This is a genomic window from Pseudophaeobacter sp. TrK17 (genome assembly GCF_042192375.1).
Lineage (GTDB): Bacteria > Pseudomonadota > Alphaproteobacteria > Rhodobacterales > Rhodobacteraceae > Pseudophaeobacter.
The window spans coordinates 395,094-420,412 of the sequence record NZ_CP071700.1; the positions used below are offsets into that span (position 1 = coordinate 395,094).

At 55.0% G+C, this 25,319-nt stretch carries 15 protein-coding genes, 3 tRNA genes, 2 rRNA genes and 1 pseudogene; 15 read left to right on the plus strand and 6 right to left on the minus strand.

The features are described from left to right. The first annotated feature begins 138 nt into the window (after positions 1–138). The 6 genes from JZI28_RS01940 (at position 139) to JZI28_RS01965 (ending at position 6,884) form a co-directional block, all read left to right on the plus strand. A tRNA-Ile gene (locus JZI28_RS01940) sits at positions 139–215 on the plus strand. Between the two features lie 21 nt (positions 216–236). Further along, positions 237–312 (plus strand) — tRNA-Ala (locus JZI28_RS01945). Positions 313–763: 451 nt separating this feature from the next. Beyond that, positions 764–3,591: ribosomal RNA gene (locus JZI28_RS01950) — 23S ribosomal RNA — on the plus strand. A 262-nt stretch (positions 3,592–3,853) separates the two neighbouring features. Further along, positions 3,854–3,968 (plus strand): 5S ribosomal RNA (gene rrf, locus JZI28_RS01955). A gap of 94 nt (positions 3,969–4,062) precedes the next feature. Further along, positions 4,063–4,139 (plus strand) — tRNA-Met (locus JZI28_RS01960). A gap of 537 nt (positions 4,140–4,676) precedes the next feature. Further along, the gene (locus JZI28_RS01965; protein ID WP_375699058.1) at positions 4,677–6,884 is read left to right on the plus strand and encodes a histidine kinase N-terminal 7TM domain-containing protein; all 2,208 of its coding nucleotides are present in this window, start codon (positions 4,677–4,679) and stop codon (positions 6,882–6,884) included. Between the two features lie 335 nt (positions 6,885–7,219). Here the strand turns inward: JZI28_RS01965 and JZI28_RS01970 are convergent, their stop codons facing one another. Together JZI28_RS01970 and JZI28_RS01975 are read right to left on the minus strand one after the other, a co-directional pair. Continuing rightward, entirely contained in the window at positions 7,220–9,094 is a 1,875-nt protein-coding gene (locus JZI28_RS01970; RefSeq protein ID WP_375700063.1) for an amidohydrolase, read from the minus strand. Positions 9,095–9,166: 72 nt separating this feature from the next. Next, positions 9,167–9,316 (minus strand): annotated as a pseudogene (locus JZI28_RS01975) (DUF333 domain-containing protein); the annotation flags it as partial. 422 nt (positions 9,317–9,738) lie between these two features. Here JZI28_RS01975 and JZI28_RS01980 point away from each other — a divergent pair. From JZI28_RS01980 to JZI28_RS01990, 3 genes are all read left to right on the plus strand, one after another. After that, positions 9,739–10,032 (plus strand): DUF1330 domain-containing protein, encoded by a 294-nt coding sequence (locus tag JZI28_RS01980; protein WP_375699059.1) that lies wholly within the window; start codon positions 9,739–9,741, stop codon positions 10,030–10,032. Between the two features lie 12 nt (positions 10,033–10,044). After that, positions 10,045–10,845 (plus strand): GNAT family N-acetyltransferase, encoded by an 801-nt coding sequence (locus JZI28_RS01985; RefSeq protein ID WP_375699060.1) that lies wholly within the window; start codon positions 10,045–10,047, stop codon positions 10,843–10,845. Between the two features lie 686 nt (positions 10,846–11,531). Beyond that, a complete protein-coding gene (locus tag JZI28_RS01990; RefSeq protein WP_375699061.1) occupies positions 11,532–12,917 on the plus strand; it encodes a tyrosine-type recombinase/integrase in 1,386 nt (461 codons plus the stop codon). A gap of 42 nt (positions 12,918–12,959) precedes the next feature. Here JZI28_RS01990 and JZI28_RS01995 read toward each other — a convergent pair whose 3' ends face one another. Further along, positions 12,960–13,187: a hypothetical protein gene (locus JZI28_RS01995; RefSeq protein WP_375699062.1), complete on the minus strand. Its 228-nt coding sequence runs from the start codon at positions 13,185–13,187 to the stop codon at positions 12,960–12,962. A gap of 97 nt (positions 13,188–13,284) precedes the next feature. On the opposite strand from JZI28_RS01995, the gene JZI28_RS02000 reads away from it, so the two are divergent. The 6 genes from JZI28_RS02000 (at position 13,285) to JZI28_RS02025 (ending at position 18,239) form a co-directional block, all read left to right on the plus strand. Continuing rightward, a complete protein-coding gene (locus JZI28_RS02000; protein ID WP_375699063.1) occupies positions 13,285–13,749 on the plus strand; it encodes a Bro-N domain-containing protein in 465 nt (154 codons plus the stop codon). Between the two features lie 913 nt (positions 13,750–14,662). Beyond that, entirely contained in the window at positions 14,663–15,442 is a 780-nt protein-coding gene (locus JZI28_RS02005; protein WP_375699064.1) for a BRO family protein, read from the plus strand. 5 nt (positions 15,443–15,447) lie between these two features. Then, positions 15,448–15,906 carry a hypothetical protein gene (locus JZI28_RS02010; protein ID WP_375699065.1) on the plus strand — a complete coding sequence of 153 codons (459 nt, stop codon included), beginning with the start codon at positions 15,448–15,450 and terminating at the stop codon, positions 15,904–15,906. A gap of 230 nt (positions 15,907–16,136) precedes the next feature. Then, positions 16,137–17,066, plus strand: coding sequence for a hypothetical protein (locus tag JZI28_RS02015; protein WP_375699066.1), 930 nt, complete (start codon positions 16,137–16,139; stop codon positions 17,064–17,066). Then, positions 17,059–17,295: a hypothetical protein gene (locus JZI28_RS02020; protein WP_375699067.1), complete on the plus strand. Its 237-nt coding sequence runs from the start codon at positions 17,059–17,061 to the stop codon at positions 17,293–17,295. Before JZI28_RS02015 ends, JZI28_RS02020 begins: the two co-directional genes overlap by 8 nt. Before the next feature lie 383 nt (positions 17,296–17,678). Continuing rightward, positions 17,679–18,239: a recombinase family protein gene (locus JZI28_RS02025; protein ID WP_375699068.1), complete on the plus strand. Its 561-nt coding sequence runs from the start codon at positions 17,679–17,681 to the stop codon at positions 18,237–18,239. A gap of 89 nt (positions 18,240–18,328) precedes the next feature. On the opposite strand, the gene JZI28_RS02030 is transcribed toward JZI28_RS02025, so the two are convergent. From JZI28_RS02030 to JZI28_RS02040, 3 genes are read right to left on the minus strand one after another with little or no spacing between them, the layout of a single operon-like run. Beyond that, positions 18,329–21,586, minus strand: a complete 3,258-nt coding sequence (locus JZI28_RS02030) for a type I restriction endonuclease subunit R (RefSeq protein WP_375699069.1) — start codon at positions 21,584–21,586, stop codon at positions 18,329–18,331. Continuing rightward, the gene (locus JZI28_RS02035; RefSeq protein ID WP_375699070.1) at positions 21,583–22,956 is read right to left on the minus strand and encodes a restriction endonuclease subunit S; all 1,374 of its coding nucleotides are present in this window, start codon (positions 22,954–22,956) and stop codon (positions 21,583–21,585) included. Before JZI28_RS02035 ends, JZI28_RS02030 begins: the two co-directional genes overlap by 4 nt. Then, entirely contained in the window at positions 22,956–25,259 is a 2,304-nt protein-coding gene (locus JZI28_RS02040; RefSeq protein WP_375699071.1) for an N-6 DNA methylase, read from the minus strand. The genes JZI28_RS02035 and JZI28_RS02040 overlap by 1 nt, the downstream gene beginning before the upstream one ends. Between the last annotated feature and the right edge of the window lie 60 nt (positions 25,260–25,319).

Sequence of the window (25,319 nt, forward strand, 5' to 3'; positions counted from 1 at the left end):
ATATCTCTTCAGACAAGTCGCGGCAGCAGCCGTTATCTGGCGCTGCCTGGTGACATAACCACTGAGTGCTGCTCTCGGGCATTGCTTTGCAATACCCTGTCGCACACGGGTTTTGATTTGCTTTGCAAATCGAAAACCGGGTCGGTAGCTCAGGTGGTTAGAGCGCACGCCTGATAAGCGTGAGGTCGGAGGTTCAAGTCCTCCTCGACCCACCACTCATCCTTCGGGATTAAGATGGGGCCTTAGCTCAGCTGGGAGAGCGCCTGATTTGCATTCAGGAGGTCAGGAGTTCGATCCTCCTAGGCTCCACCATTAAACAATTAGATCGTTAAGCACTGTGCGCAGTTCTTAACCGTCCAATTGGACGAATTGATATCGTAAAGAGAGAAACAATCAACAACACTGTTGATCGCCCCGAGTGTGGGGATGATCTCAGATTGGTGCTGGGTGAGATCTTCGGATTTTACACAGCGAGCTTTGGAATACGTCTGTTTCCTCGGACGTCCCAGGGTATGCCGGTTTGAAACGACAGAGTTGTCCAAGTCAAGTACACTAACCCGGTTCTAATTCCGCAAGGTTTTGGAACCAATTGTATTTATGATGTTTGTTTTGCGAAGGGGCTGCGACCGACATCACAGCCTTAGTAGTGAAGCGACTTTCGCATCATAAATGCGGGAAAGTATGCTTTTTGGTTCAGAGATTGTGGTCCGGCTACTTACCAGCGGCTGGATCCTGATGGTTTAGGCTATCTATTTCTGGATCAGATCAAGCGCGAGAAGGGCGTTTGGTGAATGCCTTGGCAGTAAGAGGCGATGAAAGACGTGATACTCTGCGATAAGTCATGGGGAGCTGAGAATAAGCTTTGATCCATGAATTTCTGAATGGGGCAACCCACCTGAAAGTTCATTATTGTTACTTCGGTAGCCAATAATGTTCTTAACCAGGTACTTATGAACTGAATACATAGGTTTATAAGAGCAAACCCGGGGAACTGAAACATCTAAGTACCCGGAGGAAAGGAAATCAATTGATACTCCCCTAGTAGCGGCGAGCGAACGGGGACCAGCCGAGCCTTGAGTGTGAGAAGAACCTGTTGGGAAGCAGGACCATAGCGGGTGATAGTCCCGTATTCGAAACATGATAGGACGTATTAAGTAGGGCGGAACACGTGAAATTCTGTCTGAAGATCGGAGGACCACCTTCGAAGGCTAAGTACTCCTTACTGACCGATAGTGAACCAGTACCGTGAGGGAAAGGTGAAAAGCACCCCGACGAGGGGAGTGAAACAGTACCTGAAACCGAACGCCTACAATCAGTTGGAGGGCCCTTGCGGCCTGACAGCGTACCTTTTGTATAATGGGTCATCGACTTGGTCTCACGAGCAAGCTTAAACCGTTAGGTGTAGGCGCAGCGAAAGCGAGTCTTAATAGGGCGCATGAGTTCGTGGGATCAGACCCGAAACCGAGTGATCTAGGCATGGCCAGGTTGAAGGTGCAGTAACATGCACTGGAGGACCGAACCCACATCTGTTGAAAAAGATCGGGATGAGCTGTGCCTAGGGGTGAAAGGCCAATCAAACTCGGAGATAGCTGGTTCTCTGCGAAATCTATTTAGGTAGAGCGTCGTACGAATACCCCGGGGGGTAGAGCACTGGATGGGTAATGGGGACTCACCGTCTTACTGATCCTAACCAAACTCCGAATACCCGGGAGTACTATACGGCAGACACACTGCGGATGCTAACGTCCGTAGTGGAGAGGGAAACAACCCTGACCTCCAGCTAAGGCCCCTAATTCATGGCTAAGTGGGAAAGCAGGTGGGATGTCCAAAACAACCAGGAAGTTGGCTTAGAAGCAGCCATCTTTTAAAGATAGCGTAACAGCTCACTGGTCTAATTAAGACGTCCTGCGGCGAAGATGTAACGGGGCTCAAGCCATGAGCCGAAGCTGAGGATGCACATAGTGCATGGTAGCAGAGCGTAGTGTGACATAGTTCCATGTCTCCTTACCTACTTCGGTAGGATTGGAGACACGGAGCTTTCGATGAAGCGGGCGCGTGAGCGATCCCGTGGAGAGATCACTAGCGAGAATGATGACATGAGTAGCGACAAAGAGTGTGAGAGACACTCTCGCCGAAAGTCCAAGGGTTCCTGCTTAAAGCTAATCTGAGCAGGGTAAGCCGACCCCTAAGGCGAGGCCGAAAGGCGTAGTCGATGGGAACCAGGTTAATATTCCTGGGCCATGAGGTGGTGACGGATCGCAGGTGTTGTTCATCCTTATTGGATTGAATGAGCAGCTGAGCGGTTCCTGGAAATAGCCCCTCTATAAGATCGTACCCTAAACCGACACAGGTGGACTGGTAGAGAATACCAAGGCGCTTGAGAGAACGATGTTGAAGGAACTCGGCAAAATACCTCCGTAAGTTCGCGAGAAGGAGGCCCGGGTCCTACGCAAGTGGAATCCGGGGGCACAAACCAGGGGGTGGCGACTGTTTATTAAAAACACAGGGCTCTGCGAAGTCGCAAGACGACGTATAGGGTCTGACGCCTGCCCGGTGCCTGAAGGTTAAAAGGAGGGGTGAGAGCTCTGAATTGAAGCCCAGGTAAACGGCGGCCGTAACTATAACGGTCCTAAGGTAGCGAAATTCCTTGTCGGGTAAGTTCCGACCTGCACGAATGGCGTAACGACTTCCCCGCTGTCTCCAACATCGACTCAGCGAAATTGAATTGCCTGTCAAGATGCAGGCTTCCCGCGGTTAGACGGAAAGACCCCGTGCACCTTTACTACAGCTTCGCACTGGCATCAGGATTGTGACGTGCAGGATAGGTGGTAGGCATCGAAACCGAGACGCTAGTCTCGGTGGAGCCTCCCTTGAGATACCACCCTTCGCACTCTTGATGTCTAACCGCGGTCCGTTATCCGGATCCGGGACCCTGCGTGGCGGGTAGTTTGACTGGGGCGGTCGCCTCCTAAAGCGTAACGGAGGCGCGCGAAGGTTGGCTCAGAGCGGTCGGAAATCGCTCGTTGAGTGCAATGGCAAAAGCCAGCCTGACTGCGAGACTGACAAGTCGAGCAGAGACGAAAGTCGGCCATAGTGATCCGGTGGTCCCGAGTGGAAGGGCCATCGCTCAACGGATAAAAGGTACGCCGGGGATAACAGGCTGATACTGCCCAAGAGTCCATATCGACGGCAGTGTTTGGCACCTCGATGTCGGCTCATCTCATCCTGGGGCTGGAGCAGGTCCCAAGGGTACGGCTGTTCGCCGTTTAAAGAGGTACGTGAGCTGGGTTTAGAACGTCGTGAGACAGTTCGGTCCCTATCTGCCGTGGGTGTAGGATACTTGAGAGGAGTTGCCCCTAGTACGAGAGGACCGGGGTGAACGAACCACTGGTGGACCAGTTGTCGTGCCAACGGCAGTGCTGGGTAGCTATGTTCGGACAGGATAACCGCTGAAGGCATCTAAGCGGGAAGCCCCCCTCAAAACAAGGTATCCCTGAGGGCCGAGGTAGACCACCTCGTCAATAGGCCAGAGATGTAAGCGTGGTAACACGTTCAGTTGACTGGTACTAATCGCCCGATTGGCTTGATCTGATCTAGTAATAGACAGCCAAGAACCAAATAAGCACCACATGACTTGTGACATAACAAAGGTGCAGCAACGTGCATTTGCACTGCCTGCTGCGTGACAGACTTTACTAACGTAAAGTCGTCAGTGTTGATTGTTTCCCTGCGATCTTGGAAATGTCCTCGTGACATAACTGGGGTGCGGTCTCTCGGGCATTTGCCATGCAAATACCCTGCCGACCGCCAACCAAAAAAATCCAAGAACCGCAGGTTCTTGGATTTTTCTTGGTTTGGTGGCGATAGCGAGAGCAAAACACCCGGTCCCATCCCGAACCCGGAAGTTAAGTGCCTTTGCGCCAATGGTACTGCGTCTTAAGGCGTGGGAGAGTAGGTCACTGCCAAACCTAGTAAAATCCAAAACTCAAAAACGATAACATAAACGCTAACTACTAGGACAAATCGTCCTCAAGTAGCAAAGCGCTAGGACATCATAACTGTCGCGGGATGGAGCAGCCCGGTAGCTCGTCAGGCTCATAACCTGAAGGTCGTAGGTTCAAATCCTACTCCCGCAACCAATAATTACTAAAACAATATCAGTAGTATCTTAAACCCCGCCTCGGCGGGGCTGTTCGCGTTGTGCTAAACGCGCTGGAAGCACTCTGGAAGCAAATGGGACGGAAAAGTGCTGTGTTGAACAAGCAACACTGCCGTAACGCTTAGAAAGGCGATCACCACGCAAAAAACTATCAAAAGGGCAAAGAGGCAGTAGGGCGGCTAACAGCCCAAAGCAGACCCGCTGTCTGCCTGCCTGGTTCAATGGGGCTCATGCAGGTCGGGCGGAGCGCTGCCGTTTGCTGCGTTGCGAAGGGGGCGCTGCCTTACAGGAAAAAGCGGACGTTTACGCCCTGGCAGACCGAGACCCAGATGCTGCGCTGCGCAGCAACGTCGGCTAAAGCAATATCACATTCTAGGCCCGCACTTTTAACACTACAGCAATAATTTCGCTTTCATATGCAGGTTGTAATAAACCCACATCTTTGGTTTTAAGAATATCCAATGCATTTCCAGCGCTTTGCTTACCGGACTGCAAACCCAAGCTGCCGAGGTAGGCTATGAATTGTCTTGCGAATTTAGACGTCAACTTGGCTTCCGGCGCCGCGGCTGCCCTGTTGGCTGTCTGCTCGGTTGTTCTAGTCCGGATTGCACGAAATATTCCCTTTGCCGGTCAGCTCTCCTTTGTTCTGACCTTGGCAGCGATGCTGTGGTGGCTTTTCACTGTGGTATTCGATCTGGCTTCGCAAAGCGAAACCTGCAAAGTCGGGTGGTCCTTGGCTGCCTGGCCTGGAATCGTACTGGTGCCTATCGCGTGGACATTCTTTGTCTTCGACTACTCGATGAGCAAGCGCCGGATCCGCCGACCGGTTCGGATTATAGCCTATATTGGCCTGCCAGGCCTGGTAAGCGTTATCGCCGTTACAAACCGCTGGACGCACCTGCTTTATGGCCCAGACACCCGGCTTGTGACAGAGGGCGGCAATAGCTTCGTGATATTTGACCACGGACCGCTCTTCTTTGCGGTTGCCGCGATTCTATACATATTTCTGATTGCCGCTTTGGGCCTGCTTACTTTTGTCTTTCTAAAGGCGAAAAAAGTCATCCGCCCCTTCATGGGCGCCTTGATCATCATCACGGCAGCTCCAGTGGCGGCCAATCTGGCCTATATCGGCTGGGGTGTGACGGTTTTTGGCTTCGACCCGACACCGTTTACATTTGCAGTTTCACTCATCGCTTTGAGCTGGCTGCTTGTGAATAATTCGATGATGGATACGGCTGCCCAGGGTCGGATCCTTATGTTCTACGCCAGCCAGGATCCCGTGATCCTAGTGGATGCGGGCGGTCATTTTGTCAGTGCCAATCCTGCAGCCAAAGATTTTTTCAGCCATCAGCTTCCGAAACATGGCGCAACTCTCGAACACTTGGAAGGAATCGGGCCGCTGCTGAAAGATCTCATAGTTGACGGAGATATCAATAGCGCTACACCGATCAGGATTGGTGGACGTGTCTTTGACCCACGCGCGGTTCCGATTGACAGCCCGATCCAGTCCCAGATTCCCCTGCTGGGCTGGTCTATCTCACTGGTCGACATCACCGAAAGAGAACGCTCCGCCGAGGTCCTTCGTGAAGCACTGGCGCATGCCGAATCCGCCAACCGCGCGAAGACGCACTTCCTTGCCAATGTCAGCCATGAAATCCGTACACCACTCAATGGTGTGCTTGGAATGGCGGCAGTCCTGAGCGAAACCACGCTAGATGAAGAACAGCGCGAATTTCTGCAGGCCATCGAAGATTCGGGTCAGATCTTGCTTACGACGATTGGGGATGTCCTTGATCTGTCAAAGATCGAAGCCGGAAAGATGACGCTGGAAAACAGACCATTTGCGCTCGGGATTGCGCTGGAAGGAGCGCGTGCTCTCTTTTCCGCAAGGGCCAACGAAAAGGGTTTAAGCCTCAGTGTAGAAATACACGAAGATTTGCCAAAGGCCATTATTGGTGACGATCACCGGTTTCGTCAGGTGCTGCACAACCTCGTATCCAACGCGGTCAAATTCACCCAAACTGGCAGCGTCACGCTCACTGCAGAGCCCGCAGATAACGGCGCGCTCCTGCTGGTTCGTGTCAGCGACACAGGACCAGGCGTGTCACGGGAAGCCCGGGACACGATCTTTCAACCCTTCCAGCAGGCGGATGGCAGCGATGCCCGCAAATTCGGCGGTACAGGTCTTGGGCTTTCGATATCTCGACAGCTTTGCCATCTGATGGGGGGTAGCCTACAATTGGCAACCGGCGTTGAGCAGGGGGCAACTTTCGAAATAAGACTGCCGCTGTTGCCGGCCACCGATGAACCGAAGGCAGAAACGCAGCCCGTCTTGCGGTCGGCTTCGGCTCCGGAACCTACGGCCGTGGATGTCCTTGTGGTCGATGACAACAAGACCAACAGGCTGATCCTACAGAAGTTTCTTTCTTCCGTATGTCGGGTCAAATCCGTCTCCAGCGGACCTGAGGCAATCGATCTGGCGCGCTCATTTGCTTTTGATGTCATCTTGATGGATATTCAGATGCCGGAAATGGACGGTGTGGAAACCACGCAGAAAATCCGCTGCATTGAACAGGAGATTGGCCGTGAGCCAAGTTTCATTGTGGCCGTGACCGCGAACGCGATGCCGGAGCAGCTGAACCACTACCTGTCAGCGGGCATGGATGAGGTGCTGGCAAAGCCGGTGTCGAAAGAACCTTTGCTCTCTCTTATCAAAAATTTATGAGGTAATTCTGCTTGGGCTGCCTGGCGTAATCTGGCGACGGTGATCAGGTGCGGGGGCGAGCCCATACCTCCCAACCTATTGCACCGCGGCGAAGGTCACCCCGCCCGGTACAGGCCGTTCTTGATGATCCCATAATTTTACTAATGTCGCTATCCTGCGCAATGCGGTCCTTTAGTGGAGCTCCCGGACTTTTTACTTCAACCGATACGGCGCCGCTGCCTTGCAGAGGCGTTCTGGCAGGGGCGTGGGGTGTTCTTCGGATAGGGGCAGAATGACGGTGAGTGGTCCCTTCCTTGGAGCGTCCAGAGAGGGGGGGAAGACCTTCTTTGCTCTAGCTACTCTTTGCCAGAGCTCTCCGTCACCAGCGAAGCGGTCATGATATCGCTCAAAGTGCGCGCTATACAGGCACCGGAATGCGGTGCAGTCGCGAAAAGTGAAGGACGCATCGCGTTGAACGATCTTGGGGCGCCCTGCATTTCGTGTGACACGGTGAAGATGCGCAGAAAATCGGCATAAGGGTCCGTGCCGTCGTTGCGGGGGCGATAGTTCAGACGGCCCTCGCGCTGACTGGCTTCATAGATTGTATCGCCTTGCTTGATCGTTTCCAGCACCACGATGGTATCGAGCGTTTCGGGGTCAATCGCTGTGGGGTCTTTGGACAGAATAACCAGATCGGCAAGTTTACCGACCTCTAGCGATCCTTTGCTACCCTCTTCGAAATGCTGATAGGCGGGCCAAATCGTAAGGGATTTGAGTGCCGTCAGCACATCGACCCGCTGCGCCGGACCGATGATGTCGTTTGAGCGCGACCGACGGGTCACGGTGGCATCAAGAATGCGCATACTGTCGGGAAAAGCCACAGGCGCATCATGGTGACTGGAAAACATCATGCCACGTTCGCGCACCCATCCGGTGGGCGAAATGTTATCCGCTGCCACGGGACCAACCGTGCGATCACGGTGCCAATCGCCCCAATAGAAAGTGTGCATGGGAAACAAGGACGGGAAAACATCCAGTCGGTTATAGGCATCCACCTGATCTTCGCGCATGAATTGCCCGTGGATCAGAACCGGGCGGCGGTCGGCTGGCCCGTGCGTTTGCGTCGCGGTGTCGATGGCGCCGATCAAAATATCCGACGCGCCCTCACCATTGGCGTGTACAAGGATTTGAACATCATTTTCGAATGCCCAATCGATGGCGTCAAAGACCTGGTTATTCGATGCCGATGCATAGCCTGCATAGTCAACCCGAAATCCTTCGGGCGGTTTGAAATACGGGCGGTCGCGCAGCGCAGTGAAGCCTTGCGGAGAGCCGTCGATGGTCAGCTTTGCGCCTCCGACGCGGAAACGGTCTGTATAGTTGCGGGAGTGCTTCGCCTGAATATAGTCGCGGTCCACCAACACATCGGGATAGGTCACCACATCTATGTCAAGCCCTTCCTCGGTGGCGACCGCCTGCATCAGGTTTGCCACAGCGGGGATCGAGCGCCCTTCCTGCGCTGTGGTGTATCCGAAAGAGGAGATCAATTCGACGCCAGCGCGGAAAATCGCGCGGTTGGCCTGTTGATCCAGTCCGCCCAGCAAGCCGCCAATCACAACAGTTGCCGCGTTTTCTTCCAGTACGCCGTTGGGCTCGGAGCTGCCTTCGCGCCGCCGGATCACACCGCCTGCGGGGTCTGGCGTGTCAGCGGTGATGCCCGCCAGTTCCAGCGCCTTGGAGTTCGCAACGCCAAGGTGACCGGACTGGTGAACGACATAGACCGGTATCTCGGTTGAGACAGTGTCAAGTTCATCTCGCGTCGGGTGACGCTGCTCGGCAAGCTGTGCGTCGTCATAGCCGAAGCCAAGGATCAGACCTGCGGCACCGACACGCTCGGGTTGGGCTTTGGCAAAGTCTCGCAGCACCTGCTGCAACGTGGGGATGTCATTCACCGTGCCATCAGGCGCGGGCAGCATGTTGGCCGACAGAGCCTGAATGCCGATCATGAACACATGGCCGTGGGCATCCACGAAACCGGGGATCAAGGTGCGGCCTGCCAGATCAATGATCTCAGTCTCAGGGCCCTGAAAGGCCATTACGTCGTCCGCGTTACCAACGCCGATAATCTCACCGTCTTTTTCTGCCAACGCTTCAACGCGCATCGCATCATCGTTCATGGTCAGGATTGGGCCGCCCAGCCAAATTTGGTCGGCAATCAGACTGCTCTCCACAGCAGAGGCATGTTGCTCCCGGAAATACGCCCAAGCGTCGACCTCACTGCCGTCGGCGAGGGTACAAATCCCGCGTTGGCCAGCGGCATCCTCTGCGAGGAAATATGCCCCGCCTTGTTCAGTGCAAAATTTAGCGGCTGGGTTGGGGAGCTCCAAAGCGGTTGCATTGCTTGTAATACAAGCCACGATCAAGCTGGCTATAACTGAGACGTAACGAAGCATAATGGAGGACCCATCTATTTAGGTGATCTGCGCAGTAACGTTGGCGTGTTGAGTCCCGCCAAGCAGGCGGTTCTAAGGCCCGGGGGGAAATCGACAACACTCCTGCACTATCGGGAAGGTTGCAATCATCTGTCAAGCGTCGAAGCGGACATTGGCGTCGAGATGCTCGTCAGTCTAAATTGGCTCACAGCCGTCTACTAGGTCTACCGATCTGACCGGCGACAGAGCGTTCGGGGAAAAACCACACGCTACATCGCCGCAAGGCGGCTTTAACACCATTTGGCCGATGCTGCACTGCGCGTGAATGCCAGGTTTTTGAGCACTGTCGGAGGGGCGAGCAGGTCACACGCAGTTTGACATGCTCAGGCATGCAATGGCACGCTAAGCCTCAACACACTTTTTTGTCGACAAGAGGAGCAGCAATGGCGGCATTCATAATTGGCCAAATGCAGATCCATAGTCGCGGCTGGAAGGACGACTACTTCTCGAAAATTCCCACAGTCGTAGCGCGGCATAACGGACATTTTCTGGTGCGAGGCGGTAATCCGGAGGCAATGGAGGGTGAGAACGTGCTGCCAGACGCTGCTTTCATCATTGAGTTTCCAGACCGCATTTTCGCGAGAGATTTCTGGGCGTCAAAAGAGTTCCAAGAACTGGCAGTCCTGCGTCGGACAGGATCGACGCTCAACGCGATTCTGGTAGACAAGCTGACATAAGATGCATTCGGAATGACTAAAGCCCTCTCTCCTTATTACGGTGAGCCGAAAATCCAAGCACTTCAAAAGGCAAGGGATGAGCAGGTGGCCGACCTCATCGACATGCCAGGAGCGGTGGTCCATGCACGCACGTTTTCGAGCGACGACCCGACAGCGTTGGGTTGGAGTTACTTACAAAAAGTCATGTCCAACGAGGGCTTTGTAACGCTGCGCGGTGCCGACCAAGTGACCGTCGAAACCGCGAAAAAGGAACTCAGCGAATTCGATCCAAATCTACATTTTTGGGACCTGTTCATGGCAGACGCCCAGGCTATCCGCGACCTATGTGGGAAGATCGTCGAAGCCCCACTTCCGGAGGGCCTTCGGCGTGTGACCGATGGTGAATTGACGCCTCAGAAGGTCCACGAAGTGCAGGGCTTCCTGACAAATCAGGGTGTTTCTCCCTTTTCGGCGGATGCTCTGCTTGGGACGCTCTTCCAAGCACAGCTTCTCGCACTTCAAAATATCGATGGCTGTATTGTCGCGGCCGGTTTCGCAGCCATGACCCACAACCGTCACAGCCCGTTCTATAATTCAGCATGGGTCGGCCTGATCGCAGTCGACCCTACGCTGCGCGGTCTTGGGTTAGGTAAATACATGGATGCGCTTTGCAACCTTGCCGCCATCACTGAGCTGGGAGCGGACTCGACGATGGAGTTTGTTGCTCAGGACAATGCACCTTCGCGCGCGATGCTGGAAAGTTGTGGGTTGAGGCAGGTAGACGGAAAGTCGGTCGTAATGTTTTCAACATCTGCGGAGCGCATTACGCGATAACGGGCAACTCGGAGAGGGAGAAAGATGGCCCGCTTCATTTATTCAAAAACAGACGTTGACCCAACCGGAGTGAATGGCCGCAATGTCCGCAGTGGTCTCCTTTGGTGACGTTTAGCGGCTGCACATGCGGCGAAGGGCTGCTTATCCCAATGCGCATGCAGCGTAAGACTACTGAACGGCCGCCAGATAGGCGTTGCCCGTGATTACACCCTGAAGCGCAACCAAGAGGTTCAGCGTAAGGCCACCGAGCGCGCCCAGAACGTGGCTAAACGAACCCGAAGCCGCTGCTATGTGGGACCGCGCGGAAGCACATACACGATCACGTCTAGCGGGCGGAAAAACTACGGAGGATGTTGATCTCTTCGCCACGCGGGGGCTGCAAACACTGCGGCTCCCGCTCGCAACATCTGTACTGCCCGCTTTATGTCGTTCTCAAGAAGCTAACGATGTCATCAAAGAAACGAAATCGCTCACACTGACCATTCTAGGCGATCAAATGCCACGGTGCTCGGAGATTCTTCTATTGGTCAATGCCAACACCTAAGTCATTGAAAATAATTCAAATAGGTGTGGTGGCGGAGACGAAGGGAAGCTCCACCAACACCCGCTAAGTAATTTTAATCGTTGAATATCATATGCTTCCAGAGTAGCAATTGGTCAATGACGTTGGTCAATGAGGTGCTGATATGGCTGTAAAATCCAACCGCTCTGAGCGCTTACTCTCCCTCAGGGGCAACGTTTGGTGGTACCGTCAGGGCATCCCTAAGGCTGTCCATAAGGTGACAGGCGGGCCAAAGTTTATCCTCATCAATCTGCGCACCTCTGACATTGCGGAGGCAAAGCGAAAGCGAGATGAAATCGAGCGGGTCACAAGCGCCCAGTTCGATGAGATCAAAACAGGCCGCAGGCTCTCCCTCACTCTGGATGGCTGGGGGGATAGTAGTGGCGTAAGGAGGGCAGCCCTGCCGCCAGCCGATAGGGGCACCGTTACGCGCGCTGCGCTGGAAGCGTCAGAGGATGCAGATGAGCGCCACCTCATCATCACCGCAGCAGAAGCTGAAGCAGAAGCCATGCGGCCTGCCCAGCGCAAAGCCTTCGAGGATGCAATGGCGGGTAAGGTGGAGATCGAGCGCCACCTTGAGACCTATCTGACCCTCGCAGAGCTGGCCCCTAAGACCACCAATGAGAGGCGCGGGATTATCATGATGTTTGCCCGTTGGTGCCGCGAGAAGGGGAAAATGCTGGACCGTGTGGATAGGCGCTTGGCAGGGCAATACGCCGCTGAGTTTCTGGACGGGAAACACCACGTCACACAAGGCAAGCACCTTTCCGCATTACGCCAGTATTGGATTTACCTTGCACGCAGGGGGCACGTCACACCACCCGCAGGGGAAGCTGTAAATTCCGGCTGGCCTTGGAACGATCAAGCGATAGAGAAAAAGGGGAAGCGTGTCGAACGAGGCGCGCAGAGCGCCGAAGAAAGGCCTTTCACTGACGATGAGGTCAAAGCCCTCATCACCGCAGAATACCCGTTCAAGGCCGCTGACGCACAGGTGATGAAGGACGTTCTGTTGACCTCTTTGCTATCAGGTATGCGCCAAGCTGAGATTGTCACCTTGTGGGTGCAAGAGGTTGTGGAGGAAGGCGGAGAGCTGTTCTTCGACATCCAGCACGGCAAGACCGCAGCGGCTGCGCGTAAGGTGCCCGTTCACAGCACCCTCGCGGCTATGGTCCGGGAGCGTTTGGCAGGCAAAGGACCGCAGGAGATGCTGTTCCATGAGCTGACCAGTGCAAGCAATCCGTCTGATACCTTCGGGAAAAGGTTCAAAAGGTGGCGTGAGGCAGTTGGGGTTGCTGATAGCCGGGAGGGCGTGAGGCGCTCACTTGTCAATTTCCATTCTGCCCGTCGCTGGTTCACCACCAAGGCGCGCCATGCGGGCCAGTCTAAGGAAACCATTGCGGACGTGATCGGCCACCGCCCAGACAAACAGGACGTGACCTTTGGCGTCTATGCGCGGGAAGCGTCTCAGGACCAAAAGAGGGCCTGTGTGGAGGCTGTTATGCTGCCCTAACGGCCCCCGGCAGGTTCACCACCGGGGAAGCGTTCAGTTTGCTCAGCTTGTCTCAACGACAACGCAGTTCGCGACAACATCCATCTTGCGGCTGACAAGGTGCAGATTGCGCCCAAATATGCGCCACACGATTTCTTTTCCCCAATCGCCCTGAAAAACGGTCTTTCGATCTACGTCCAGTTCCCAGTCGCCATCAAGACAGATTTCATAGCGACCAAAGCGAAGAGATTGATAACGTCGGGTGAAGACTGCTTCGATTTTAATTTGCATTTGATTGGTCCTTTTTGCTGTGGGTGAAAAGTTCATAATATTAGTCTAAGTTATTGTAAATAATAAATAAAATTCCACTTAGGGAACTGTTCCACAAGTGGAAGTATTTGCTGACCAGGCCAAGCCCAGCGCACCCGCAGTGGCAACCTACAGTTTCAACGGAATGGACTTGAGGGTGGTCGAGATCGACGGCGAGCCGTGGTTCCTTGCCACTGATGTATGCCGCGTGCTCGGTTACAAAGTCACCGCTTCAGGCGTCAATCACTACCTTGTCGGTCTGCGGAAAGATGTAGATCGCAAAACAATCAATGCACGTACCCTCGGAATTATCGAGGGTAAGGGGGGCAACCCGCATCGAACCTTCATCAACGAGCGCGGGCTTTACACCGTAGTGATGCGCGCTCACTCAACACGCGAGGGGGTCGAAGAGTTTCAGCAATGGGTAACTGGCGAGGTGCTCCCTGCCATCCGCAAGACGGGCACCTACACCATGCCCGGCGCGAAGAAGACTATCGAGACACCGAAGCCCTCTGAGGCAAAAAACGTCCCCCCACCACTATAAGGGAAACCATCACGGCCATGCGAGCGAGCATGCTAGGGTGGAAGACCCACATCATCTTCAAACTCAATCTCCAAGGGCGAAGCCCTCAACAACGCTGCATGTTCTGGCTCTGGGTCTCGGCTATATCAGCTTGGACAGAGCGAGAGCAGACCATGCAGAACAGCCTTGGCAAAAGGATGCTTCAATATCAAAAACTTAGGTGAATAACACACACCATGCGGAGGGAATAACCCACACCTCCGGATAAAGAAGCCGTGCTGCCGCTGACCGAGGTTGGCGCAGGGCGACAACGCGGAGGACCGAAAAAAGGGCCCCCAAGATAATTAACCCGCACATTCAGACAGAGGAAGACACGAAAGGACACGCCGAGCTGCTGGCGATGATGACAAGCAGCCACGCAGAAGCCCAGTCACTCACGCGACCACCGCGTTACACTGGCATGGTATGAGATCGGGAAGGTGACGGCCCCGATATGACGGCCCTGCGGAGACCAATTCTGGACGGCGAAGCCGTTGTTAACGGTTCATGTTAAAGGGACCAATACGGTTCAATGTTAACAATCATCTCTATCATCATCTTCACATAAACCTCTCACATAAAATTTCCCATGAAGCTTTATACCGGCTGTCGCCGGATGGTGGATTGAGGTTGGATGATAAGACGATCTGCCCTTCTGTGGTCTTCCAGAGCGCGTGAGCGCGCCCCTTCTGGTCTACCTGAACATGCCCCTTAACGGGCCTGCGCAGTTTCTTCTCCACCTCCATCACCATCGACCAATCCCCCCTCACACCACTGATAGGGTGCCCAATGGGCCGCCCTGTTTGGTCGCAGGTTGTCCTTGTCTCAAGGCCCTGCGGGCATCCTTTCCGTGCTGTGAGGCGCGACCAAATAAACACTGACAAGGACAAGTGCAATGAACGCAATCACAAATATCATCTCCGAAACCCAATCATTCGACTTCAACACCAAGCAGGTCCGCGTGGTGAGCCGCGACGGTTCCCCGTGGTTTGTTGCGAAAGATGTTTGCGACGTGCTGGGCATCGTGAACCCGTCCCGTGCTGTCGCTTCTCTGGATGAAGATGAGCGAGGGACAGTACCCGGTTCTAAACTTCATAGTGCGGAGGTTAGCGCCCCGAACCGTGGCCTGATTACTGTCTCCGAAAGCGGTCTTTACGCCCTCATCTTCCAGAGCCGCAAAGCAGAAGCTAAGGCATTCCGCAAATGGGTCACCTCCACGGTCCTGCCAGCAATCTGCAAGACAGGCTCCTACGTTGCCGGTGAAGAGCACCTCGACCCTTCAGCCCCGGACTACATGGAACGCCTGCATGAGTTGCTGCTTGAAGCGAAGGAGCGCAAGATTGCAGCGCAGGCTGCCGAGATCGAAGCCCTGACACCCAAGGCCGATGACCACGACAAGCGCTTTGAGCGTGTCGATCTGGTCGGCCTGACTGAGTATGCTAAGCAAGTGGGCCTGCGCCCGAACAAGTTCTGCAAGGTGCTCCGCCAGATGGGCTATCTCTACTCCCGTGGTCGGGCGACGAACATGCCCAGCGCCCAGTATGCCGACAAGTTCTTTGAGCGCCGTGATACTGTTGCGGGCTTTGGCCAGACAATGCTGACCGAAGAGGGTGTTATACACTTCAACGAGCTGACGAACGCTGGAGTGTTTGACGACATCAAAACAAAGGCGTGAGCAGCATGACCGAGCGCATTTGCCCAATCTGCGAGGGCAAGTTCACCGCCCAGCGCGTCACCTCGCTGACCTGCGGCGCTGCCTGCTCGAATAAGGCGAAGAAGCTGCGCAGTGCGATCAAGGCGTTCAACGAGGGTAAGCGAGAGTTACGACCCGCCACTCTCGAACAGGCCATGCGCCTCCTCGAAGCCGACGAGGTCATCTCCGCCGCTAAGGTCCAGCGCCCGCAGCGCGTCCTGTTCGACGATGAGGTTGACGACCCGGCCGAAGACAGGCGCTGGCGGAATGCTTACGCTCGCAGACAGGCTATCGAGCGCAAATGGATGCGTGACTGGCGGGAGGCGAATTACCGCCTCGCCCTCCGATACCTGAACGAAGGCAAGCGGCTGCCCATGTGGATGACTGAACGCTTCCTTGCGAAGGCCCATGCAGCATATCCCGGCGGTCTCCCTCCGCTGACCTAAACAAATCCCCCAGCGGTTCCCTCTACGGGTGCCGCTCACACTCCCCCAGAAATTCTGTGGGACATCACCTTGCGGTTCCCGCGAGCATTCCCCGGACAGCACCGATGCAGGTGTTTCTGTCCATTCTCACCTCCACAAAACCCACGTTCTGTTTCTCGGGCCGGTGCTTCTGGGGAGTGCTCACGCGAGCTGCAAGCTCGACCACCTCAAATTCAAAATGGACAATCATCATGGAATATCGACACGGCGTCACAGACGCATCCAACCCCTCTGGCAGCAACCTCGCATCCCGGCCTATGGGCTTCACCGCAACGGTAGGCGGTGGCTCACTTGAGGTCACATCCGGTCAAGGCATGACCCGCAGCGGCGGCATAGAGCACACCGTGCGCCCAACCGCAGACCCCACTTCTGGTCTGACCTTCAGCACCGAAGCGGGCCTACCAGTCCCCGGCGGTAATCCCCGCCCGAATGATCTGGTCGAGATCGGCGGGATGCGCGTGAAGGTGGCGCAAGCTGTGCGCGACGGGCTAATCATGGACCCTTCGCGGGGGGCGCTCAATGCCCCTGAGAGCCGCCATAACACTGCGCTGCAAGGCAACCCTCACGCTGCCGATGAAGGCGCTGTAGAGGCCCCTGAGAGCGTGGCAGATAGCTTCACCTCTGACGTTTTACCCCGCGTATCTCCCGCCACAATCGCCTCTCTCGAAGCTGATCTGAATGAAGGTCAGTTCGCGGAGAAGACGATGGATTACCTCTCGCTTGAAGGCGGGCAGAATACACAGGCGCTGGGCGCAGTACGTGATGCTTACGCCACCAAAGTCACTGCCGCCACCGGCATGGATGAGGCAGAACTCCAAGACCTCTGGAACAGCAACCGCCCCGCGTTCAATGCTGCGGTGAGCGAGATGCTGAAGACCGGCAGCACCGCCGCTTTCCAAGACCTCGCAGCACAGGCAGACGCCGCAGCATGGACCGCTATGGACAGCGAGGCAGCCACCGAAGCATGGAAATCCCCGGACTTCCCGCAAGCATTGATCGACGCGGGCCTTGAGCCGGTGTTTGATGGCGGCGTCGTCTCGATCAACATTCCCGGCATGGGTGTTGTGCCGTGGGCCGAAGCGGTCCAGCGCGGGCTGGTGAAGGTGAGCCGTCATGGCTGACCCCAAGTGCAACCAGCAGGGCCAAGTCACCACCTTTGGCTGGCCCTCAGCGGCTGAAGTAGCGGCCCAGATGCAGGCGAAACATGCCGCATACCGAGCACAGCAAAAGAAGCTGGAAGAGGCGACCGCTAAGGCTGTGGCCGAACGTGCCCGCGAGGGTGAGGCGAAAGCGGCCCGATCGCGGGAAGCGACACAAGCCAGCCTGTTCTGGCACGACATCAAGCAATGAAATCAAGGAGTGGTTGACCGGACGGAAGTAGAGCGCCGCCTGTCGCCCCAGCAAGCAGGGGGTATCCGGGAGACCGGGCACCCCCAAATATTTTGGTGCAAAAATTCGTGCAGCAGAGATCATTATAGAGGCCATGCGAATTCCCCCGGTGGGGAGGGGGTCTTTTCACACGCGCGCACAGGCACCTTCACATGCCCGCTGGCAGGCCCGTTGTTCTGCCCTTTGGGTTGGTGCAACGGCTCCCCCTTTTGTCTCACTGGGGCAAGGTCTATTGAGGCGTCTCAGCTTTAGCCGAATTACTGTCTCGCAAAATATACCTTTGACATTTTGAGACACTCGCCTTACATCATCTAAGACTTCATTGAGACAGAAGGGCTAGACGGATGATCGTTGGCTATGCGCGTACCTCCACACTTGACCAGACCGCAGGGCTTGAAGCTCAGCAGCGTGACCTTGCCGCCGCAGGGTGTGAGAAGGTGTTTGTGGAACAGGTTTCCTCGGTGGACGTAGTGGCCCGTGAGCAGCTCGCTCAGGCCCTTGATTACATCCGCGAGGGTGACGCCCTAGTGGTAACCAAGCTGGACCGTCTGGCCCGCTCTGTGGCTCATCTGGTGGAGTTGCTGGCAGAGGTGGAGAAGAAAGGCGCAAGCCTCCGCATCCTCGATATGGGCATCGACACCAGCACCACAAATGGCCGCCTGATGCTGAACGTTCTTGGCAGTATTGCGCAGTTTGAACGGGAGATCATGCTGGAACGGCAGCGCGAGGGCATTGCTAAAGCTAAGGCAGCAGGCAAGTACAAGGGCCGCAAGCCCACCGCGAAGGCCAAAGCGAAAGAAGTGCTAGAGCTTCATGCGGAGGGCGTGGGGGGCACCGAGATTGCCAAGCGGCTGGGCATTGGCCGGGCCAGTGTTTACCGCATCCTCAAGGAAGAGGCTGCATGATTAACTTTCAGCTATAAATCATGCGGTCGAGGTCGGTGGAGTGTATCAGTTTTTTGCGAGACAGTTAGGGTAACTGTTACGCGATAAATTCACCTATGTAGATCATTCAGGACCATGTCCAACACCAAGCGCTTGAATTTGTCCAACTGCTCCGGGTCTTTCATTAGTTTCAAAAACTGCTTTTGGTGCGCCTCGCTGCTTTCAAACAGGGCATCATCCACGGCAACCGGATAGCCGCCCAGCATAGCCTGCTCTGGGGTGTTTCTTGAGATTTGCTTCATCACTGCCGCGTTCGCGTGCACCTTGGAGGTGATGGTGCGCATATAGCTGACCATATCATCTTCGGTTAAACCTTCCCCCGCAAACACCTCGTTCAGCCTCTGGATGATTTGTGAGAGAAACTCTTCCTGTTTGTCTTTTGCCTTGCCGCTCCCCAAGCCGCTGCCCGGTTCAAGTCCCTCGGCTGCGTCAACTGCAAGTTTCAGGTTTTGTTGTTTTATCTTTGATAGGCGGTAGTGGCTCAATGCCACATCCCCAAGGTCCAATTCGTCCTGATCGATGTTTGCTTCGCGCAGGAGTGGCCCAAGTTGCCGGGCGTATAGGCTGAGTTTTTCAAGTTCCTTGTCATCATAATCTACGATTTGGGAGATGAACTCATAGAAACGAACAAATGTACCCAGATCTTTCTTGAAAAGCTCCAGTGCGTCCTTTTCTGTTTTGCAGTCTTTCAGGGTTCTTTCCGTATTTGCGATCAAAACCGCATCACCACTTTTCTTAGCACGTTCGAACATTTCCAAAGCTGTTGAAAAGGCTGCGCTTGCGGATTTGTAGCGGGATGCCCAGCGATCAACCGCAGGCTTGCAGATGTTGGCAACCGCAGCACTGCTCAGGGCTTGGGTCAGGAAAGCATCGCAAAACCGTTCCACTTCCGCCCACGTAAAGACGCCAAATGCCCGAAGCTTTTCCGAAAGGTCAAATACGAGGTTGGGGTTTGATACATCAACCAATTCAGCTGTCTGGTAGTATTCTTGAAAGGCTGCCAAGACGTCATCAGGTTCATTGAAAAAGTCGAGGACATAGGTTCCGGTCACATCTTTGCCGGGGTAAGTCCGGTTCAAGCGAGACAAGGTTTGCACGCATTCCACCCCGGCCAGTTTCTTATCGACGTACATTGCGCAAAGCTTGGGCTGGTCAAAACCCGTTTGGAATTTGTTGGCGACGATCATGACCTGATAGTCATCGCTGTCGAACGCCTTGCGCATGTCGCGCCCTTTGAGGTTCGGGTTCATAGTGGTTTCTGTGAATTTTTCGTCGAGCAAACCTTCAATATTCGGGTCACTTTGGGTGAACTCGACTTCCCCCGAAAAGGCCACCATCGCATGAACTTTATCATAGCCCATTTCGGAAATGTATTTGTCAAACCCCAGCTTGTAGCGAACGGCTTCTTTTCGAGAACTGGTGACAACCATGGCCTTGGCTTGCCCGCCTAACAGGCCGCTTATGTTGTCCTTAAAGTGCTCTACGATCACCCGTACCTTTTGCGAAATATTGTAATCGTGGAGGCGCACCCACTGGTTCAGTTTGACCTTGGCCTTTTTGCTATCGACCTCTGAATCAGCTTCCTGCGCCGTGAGGGCCAAGTTATAGGCGACCTTGTAACTGGTGTAGTTGCGCAGCACGTCCAGGATAAAGCCTTCCTCGATGGCCTGCCGCATTGAATAGACATGATAGGCCTCCGGCTTGTTACTCGGAGATGGCTGTTCATCGGGGTTTGGCACCCGCCCGAACAGTTCCAGCGTTTTAGTCTTTGGCGTCGCAGTAAAGGCAAAATAACTGAGGTTGGTTGAGGCGCGCTTGGCGGCCACGGCTGCATCCAGAATGTCTTCGGAACTCAGCGGCTCGTCATCGCCACGCGCCTCAATCATCAGCACCTCTTTCAGCTTCCGCGCGGTGGAGCCGGTCTGCGAGGAATGCGCCTCATCGGCAATGATGGCATAACTGCGCTCTTTCAGGCTGGTGCTGTTTTCAATCGCTTTCAGCACATGCGGAAAGGTTTGGATGGTGACAATGATGATCGGCTGCGCCGCCTCCAGCGCATGGGCCAGCTTTTCCGATTTGGAGCCATCGCCCTCTTCACGGTTGATGCGCCCGACCACTCCGTCAACGTGCTCAAACTGATAGATCGTCTCTTGCAGCTGATCATCCAGAACCGTGCGGTCGGTCACGATGATCACCGATTCAAACACCTTGCTGCCACCGTCATACAGCGATGACAGCTGATGCGCGGTCCAGGCGATGGAGTTCGACTTGCCAGACCCGGCGCTGTGCTGAATCAAATACTTGTTGCCCGGCCCCTCAACCTGCGCAGCCTCGACCAGTTTGCCGACCACATCCCACTGATGATAGCGCGGAAAGATCATTGTCTCTTTCTTGAATCTGCGCCCCTCCCAGTCTTCCTTTTCCTCGATCTGCAGATGCATGAACCGCGCCAGGATGTTCAGCAGCGCATCCGGCTGCAGCACCTCTTGCCACAGATAGGCGGTGGCGTAGCTGTTCACATCCTCGGGCACATCATTGCCCGCGCCACCATCGCGGGTACCTTTGTTGAAGGGCAGGAAATAGGTCTCAGCGCCCGCCAGTCGGGTGGTCATATAGACCTCGTATTGGCTCACCGCGAAATGCACCAAGGCACCGCGTTTGAAGGTCAGCAGCGGTTCCGGCTTCTTGGTTGCTGGATCAATCGGTGGGCGGGTTTTCTTGTACTGGCTGATGGCGTTTTGAACGGATTGTTTGAATTCCGACTTCAACTCCAGGGTGACCACCGGCAGGCCATTCACAAACAACACCAGGTCAATGCGCCATTTCTTGGCCTGCGTTCCTGCCTCAGCCAAATGCGCGTCAGTGGCATAGGGGCTGTAGACCAGTTCGGGCACAATGCGCAGGCGGTTCTGTTCATAGCGGGTCAGCGTGTCGGGGTTCAGCCCATGTTCGGGTTTGAACTGACACAGCTTGAATTTGGCATTGCGGTCCTTGACTCCGTGGCGCAGCACACCCAGCGTGCCAAAGGTGCGAAGCTGCGCGCCGGTGGCGTTTGGGTCGGCCTTATCCAGCTGCGCTGCCACCCGCGCCAGCAGTTTTCCCTCTGGGTCGCTGGGGTAGTTTTTGCAGTGCTTCTGCCACTCTGCGTCCTGGGTATCTTTGACAAAGCCGATCAGGTCTTCTGTATAGATCGCCAGTTCGCGGTTGTACCCGGCAGGGGAGCCGAGCTGCCACCCGCTGGCCCGCATTTGTGCAATCATTTCGTTTTGAAAAATAGCTTCGCGGGTGACGCCATGGGAAATGCTCATGCAAATTCGTCCTTTGAAATATAGGCGGTGCGGGCTATGGCAGAGGCCGGAGGCTGCCAGTCGCGCAGATCAATCTTGCCCGTGACAGCCGCTGAAATGAGGGCTGTGCGGCGTTCTTTGAGGAGAGAGGCAGCCAAACTCGCCTTTTCTATGAGATCAGCATATTTCGAAGAGATTTTTTCAAGTGTAAGCAGAATAGATTTCTGTTCTGCCTTTGGTGGCACGGCCATCCGAAAGTTTCGAATGTCTTCAACGTTGATCCGTTTGAAGGTTGACCCGATCATTGCTAATGCCAGTTGTTGCTCAACAACTTTTGACTTCAAAATATGAAGAACGAGCGCGGGAAGCACATTAGTAGACAAGCGAATGAGGCAAACGTCTTGTCCCATGGCAAATTCAGGCATTCCCTCGGTTACTATAGCCGCTGCACCAACTGTCGCATTTCTGCTATAGATAATATCGTTGATCTCTGGTCGTCGTCCGCCTTCGATAAGGCTTTCATAGTACTTTTTTGTAGTGAATTTGGCCGTGTCTAAATTTACGCTCCAGCCCTTTACTTCGGCAATGCTCGCCAGCGGAAATCCATCATCCGTGAATTCCGCTGTGATGTGCTTGCAGTCGGTGACTTCTCCTAAATGCTTGAGCGACTTCACCTCCCAATGCTCCGGCACATCGCCGAGCCAGTCGATGCCAGAGGGGCGGAGGGGGGCGGAGGGGTTGAGGCCCTTGGTCACCGCATGGCTGATCACCGCTTGGCGCTTTTCCTCCAACAGCGCGATCAAGCGCTGCTGCTTGGCAATCAAGGCATCAATCTTGGCCGTCTCATGATCCAGAAAGGCTGCGATTTTGGTTTGTTCGGTGAGGGGAGGTAACCCAACAATCAATGCGCCAAACTGTTGATAGCTAATCGACTTTCCATCTCGAAGGCTATCTGTGCTGGCTTGTAGGGCTGCAACAAACGGTTTGCTTTTCAGGTAATGCCTGAAGAATTGCCCGCTAACTGGGCCATGGGGATTGAGGACAGTATACGCGGGCGAAACGCAGCCGGAGAACGCGCTATATTCGATTCCGCCTTCGAAGCTTCTTAAGCTAATAACAAAGTCCCCAACTTCGACATGTCTAAAAGACTCGGTGCCTTTAAGCGCCAGCATGACCTTCGCATTATTGCGCTCCATCATTTTGGACTGGGGGACAACACCATAGGCTTGGCTCGCCGCCAATTGCTCATCACTCGCAGAGGATGGCTCGCGGCGATTGTCAAAGAGGCGCTTAGCGGAATAGGTCTCCCATCCCTCAGGAATATCCCCCAGCCACTCCACGCCAGAGGACTTATAGGATGGATAAGGCTGATATTTCGCGCCCCCCGCCATCACACATGCACCTCTTGCAGCAGGGCCATGATCTCGGCGCTGACCGCGTCCAGCTCTGCGTCGATCTCTGCCAGATCGCGCGGCGGGGTGTAGGTATAGAAATGCCGGTTGAACGGGATTTCATAGCCGACAATGCCAATGCCGCCGTCAATCGCATCCACCTTGCCTGCATCAATCCAAGCGTCCGGCACATGCGGCTCGACCTCGGCGGCGAAATAGCCCTCGTTCACCGTATTCACCGGGCGCGACGGGTCCAGGGCGACGTTTTCATTGTCGCGCAGATCGCCGTCGGGTTTGTATTCCACCACCTGACCCTCCACCGCGAACAACCCGTAGATTGGATTGGCGGTGGCGTTTTTGTGGACCTTCTTGATGACCTTTGCGGCCTTGGGGTTTTTCCAGCTCACGGCGGCGGTGATCTGTTTTTTCGCAGCCGTATCCAAGGCAACGCCGGTGGATTTCAGCACCTTGTCAAAACTGTTCATATCGTCATGCTGGTTGAGGCCGATTTTGGCCTGCAACGCGCGGGCCTTTTGCAGGACGGCCAGCTGATTGCGCCAGATCGCTACATCCAGCGCATCCTTGATCTGTTTTTCTTTCAGCTCGGGGAACTCGGCCTTGATATGGGTGCGGATTTCGACCTCATGCGCCGTCAAAACGCCGTAGTTAGCCCCGTCTTCGTCCCAGCCGGTGCCGTAGGTCTGGTAAATCCACTGGGTGAGCGCGGTCAGGGGCTTGGGCGCAAAGCGCAGGCCAGCAATACGGTCGTCGCTGAACTGATAGCTTTCGCGCAAGGGCCGTTCAATCGTCAGGCGGCGGTAGCCGAATTCATGGCTGTCAAAGATCTTCGCGGCAAAGGTTTTGGGCGTCTCAGCCTTGGGCGTGCCTGCTTGTCTGCCGCGATTGCTTTTGGCATCCGCAGGTTTGTCCAGCGTTTCCGCTTGCACCGGTTCAAACGCCCCAAAGCAACGGGTGATGGTGGCAATGTCGCCCGCATCCATCCATTTGCGTTTGGACCCCAGCGATTTACGCATCTTGCTATAGAGATCAGTGCCATTGATCAGCTGCACCTTTCCCTTGCGGGCTGGGTCTTTCTTGTTGCTCAGCACCCAAACATAGGTGGCGATGCCGGTGTTGTAGAACATATCGGTGGGCAGAGCGACGATGGCCTCTAGCAGATCGCTCTCCAGAATGTGGCGGCGAATTTCACTCTCGCCCGAGCCAGCACCCCCGGTGAACAAAGGCGAGCCGTTGAGGATAATGCCAATGCGCCCGCCGCCAGTGTCGGTGTCACGCAGTTTCGAGATCAGGTGCATCAGGAACAGAAGCGAACCATCAGAGACACGCGGCAGGCCCGGGCCAAAGCGCCCGTCAAAGCCCTTGATCGCGTTCTCATCTTTGATGTCTTTTTCGATTTTCTTCCAATCCACGCCAAAGGGCGGGTTTGACAGCATGTAGTCGAACTTGTCCGTGACCAGCTGGTCTTGTGACAGGGTGTTGCCAAGCTTGATGTTGGTGACGTCCTGGCCCTTGATCAGCATATCCGCCTTGCAGATGGCATAACTTTCGGGGTTCAACTCCTGCCCAAAGGCCCGCATCACCGCGCCGGGGTTCAATTGCAGGACGTATTCCATACCCGCTGAGAGAAAGCCGCCCGTTCCTGCGGTCGGGTCGTAAATGGTGCGGATGACACCCTCTTGGGTCAGCGCAGCGTCATCTTCCATGAACACCAGAGAGGTGGTGAGGTCGACAATGTCGCGCGGCGTGAAGTGTTCACCGGCGGTCTCGTTGGACCCTTCCGCAAAGCGGCGAATGAGTTCCTCAAAGACCAGCCCCATATCATGGTTCGAGACTACCTCGGGACGAAGGTCTGCGCCTTTCACCTGTTGCACGGCCTTGTAGAGGAGATTGGCATCAGCGAGCTGCGCAATAAATTCGCCGAACTTGAAATGTTCGAAAATCTCACGGGCGTCTGTCGAAAAGCACTGAATGTAGCTCTCTAGATTGTCCTTGATGCCACTGGCTCCCAAAGAGGACAGGTCCATTTTTGAGGTGTTGTAAAATGATAGACCGGACGCCCTTAGAAGTAGCATTTCCTTTGCTTCTTCTGGCAGCGCCATTGGCTCAACCCGCTCAAGCTCGGCCAAGACGTCTGCTTTCCGTTCACTGAACACGCATTCGAGACGGCGAAGGAGTGTGAACGGTAGGATTATACGTCCGTACTGGCTTTGTTTGAAGTCACCGCGCAAAAGGTCGGCAAGCGACCAGATGTATGACGCCAGATTATTTGTTGATTGAGACACGCTTGCTACCCGAAATTGATCTGTTTTCTATCGAGGTCGACCGTAAATTGACGGTCTTTC

Bases quoted from the DNA above. Each gene is read 5' to 3' on its own strand.
- JZI28_RS01965 (WP_375699058.1), top strand. From the start codon at position 4,677: ATGAATTGTCTTGCGAATTTAGACGTCAACTTGGCTTCCGGCGCCGCG.
- JZI28_RS01980 (WP_375699059.1), top strand. From the start codon at position 9,739: ATGGCGGCATTCATAATTGGCCAAATGCAGATCCATAGTCGCGGCTGG.
- JZI28_RS01985 (WP_375699060.1), top strand. From the start codon at position 10,045: ATGACTAAAGCCCTCTCTCCTTATTACGGTGAGCCGAAAATCCAAGCA.
- JZI28_RS01990 (WP_375699061.1), top strand. From the start codon at position 11,532: ATGGCTGTAAAATCCAACCGCTCTGAGCGCTTACTCTCCCTCAGGGGC.
- JZI28_RS01995 (WP_375699062.1), bottom strand. From the start codon at position 13,187: ATGCAAATTAAAATCGAAGCAGTCTTCACCCGACGTTATCAATCTCTT.
- JZI28_RS02005 (WP_375699064.1), top strand. From the start codon at position 14,663: ATGAACGCAATCACAAATATCATCTCCGAAACCCAATCATTCGACTTC.
- JZI28_RS02010 (WP_375699065.1), top strand. From the start codon at position 15,448: ATGACCGAGCGCATTTGCCCAATCTGCGAGGGCAAGTTCACCGCCCAG.
- JZI28_RS02015 (WP_375699066.1), top strand. From the start codon at position 16,137: ATGGAATATCGACACGGCGTCACAGACGCATCCAACCCCTCTGGCAGC.
- JZI28_RS02020 (WP_375699067.1), top strand. From the start codon at position 17,059: ATGGCTGACCCCAAGTGCAACCAGCAGGGCCAAGTCACCACCTTTGGC.
- JZI28_RS02025 (WP_375699068.1), top strand. From the start codon at position 17,679: ATGATCGTTGGCTATGCGCGTACCTCCACACTTGACCAGACCGCAGGG.
- JZI28_RS02030 (WP_375699069.1), bottom strand. From the start codon at position 21,586: ATGAGCATTTCCCATGGCGTCACCCGCGAAGCTATTTTTCAAAACGAA.
- JZI28_RS02035 (WP_375699070.1), bottom strand. From the start codon at position 22,956: ATGGCGGGGGGCGCGAAATATCAGCCTTATCCATCCTATAAGTCCTCT.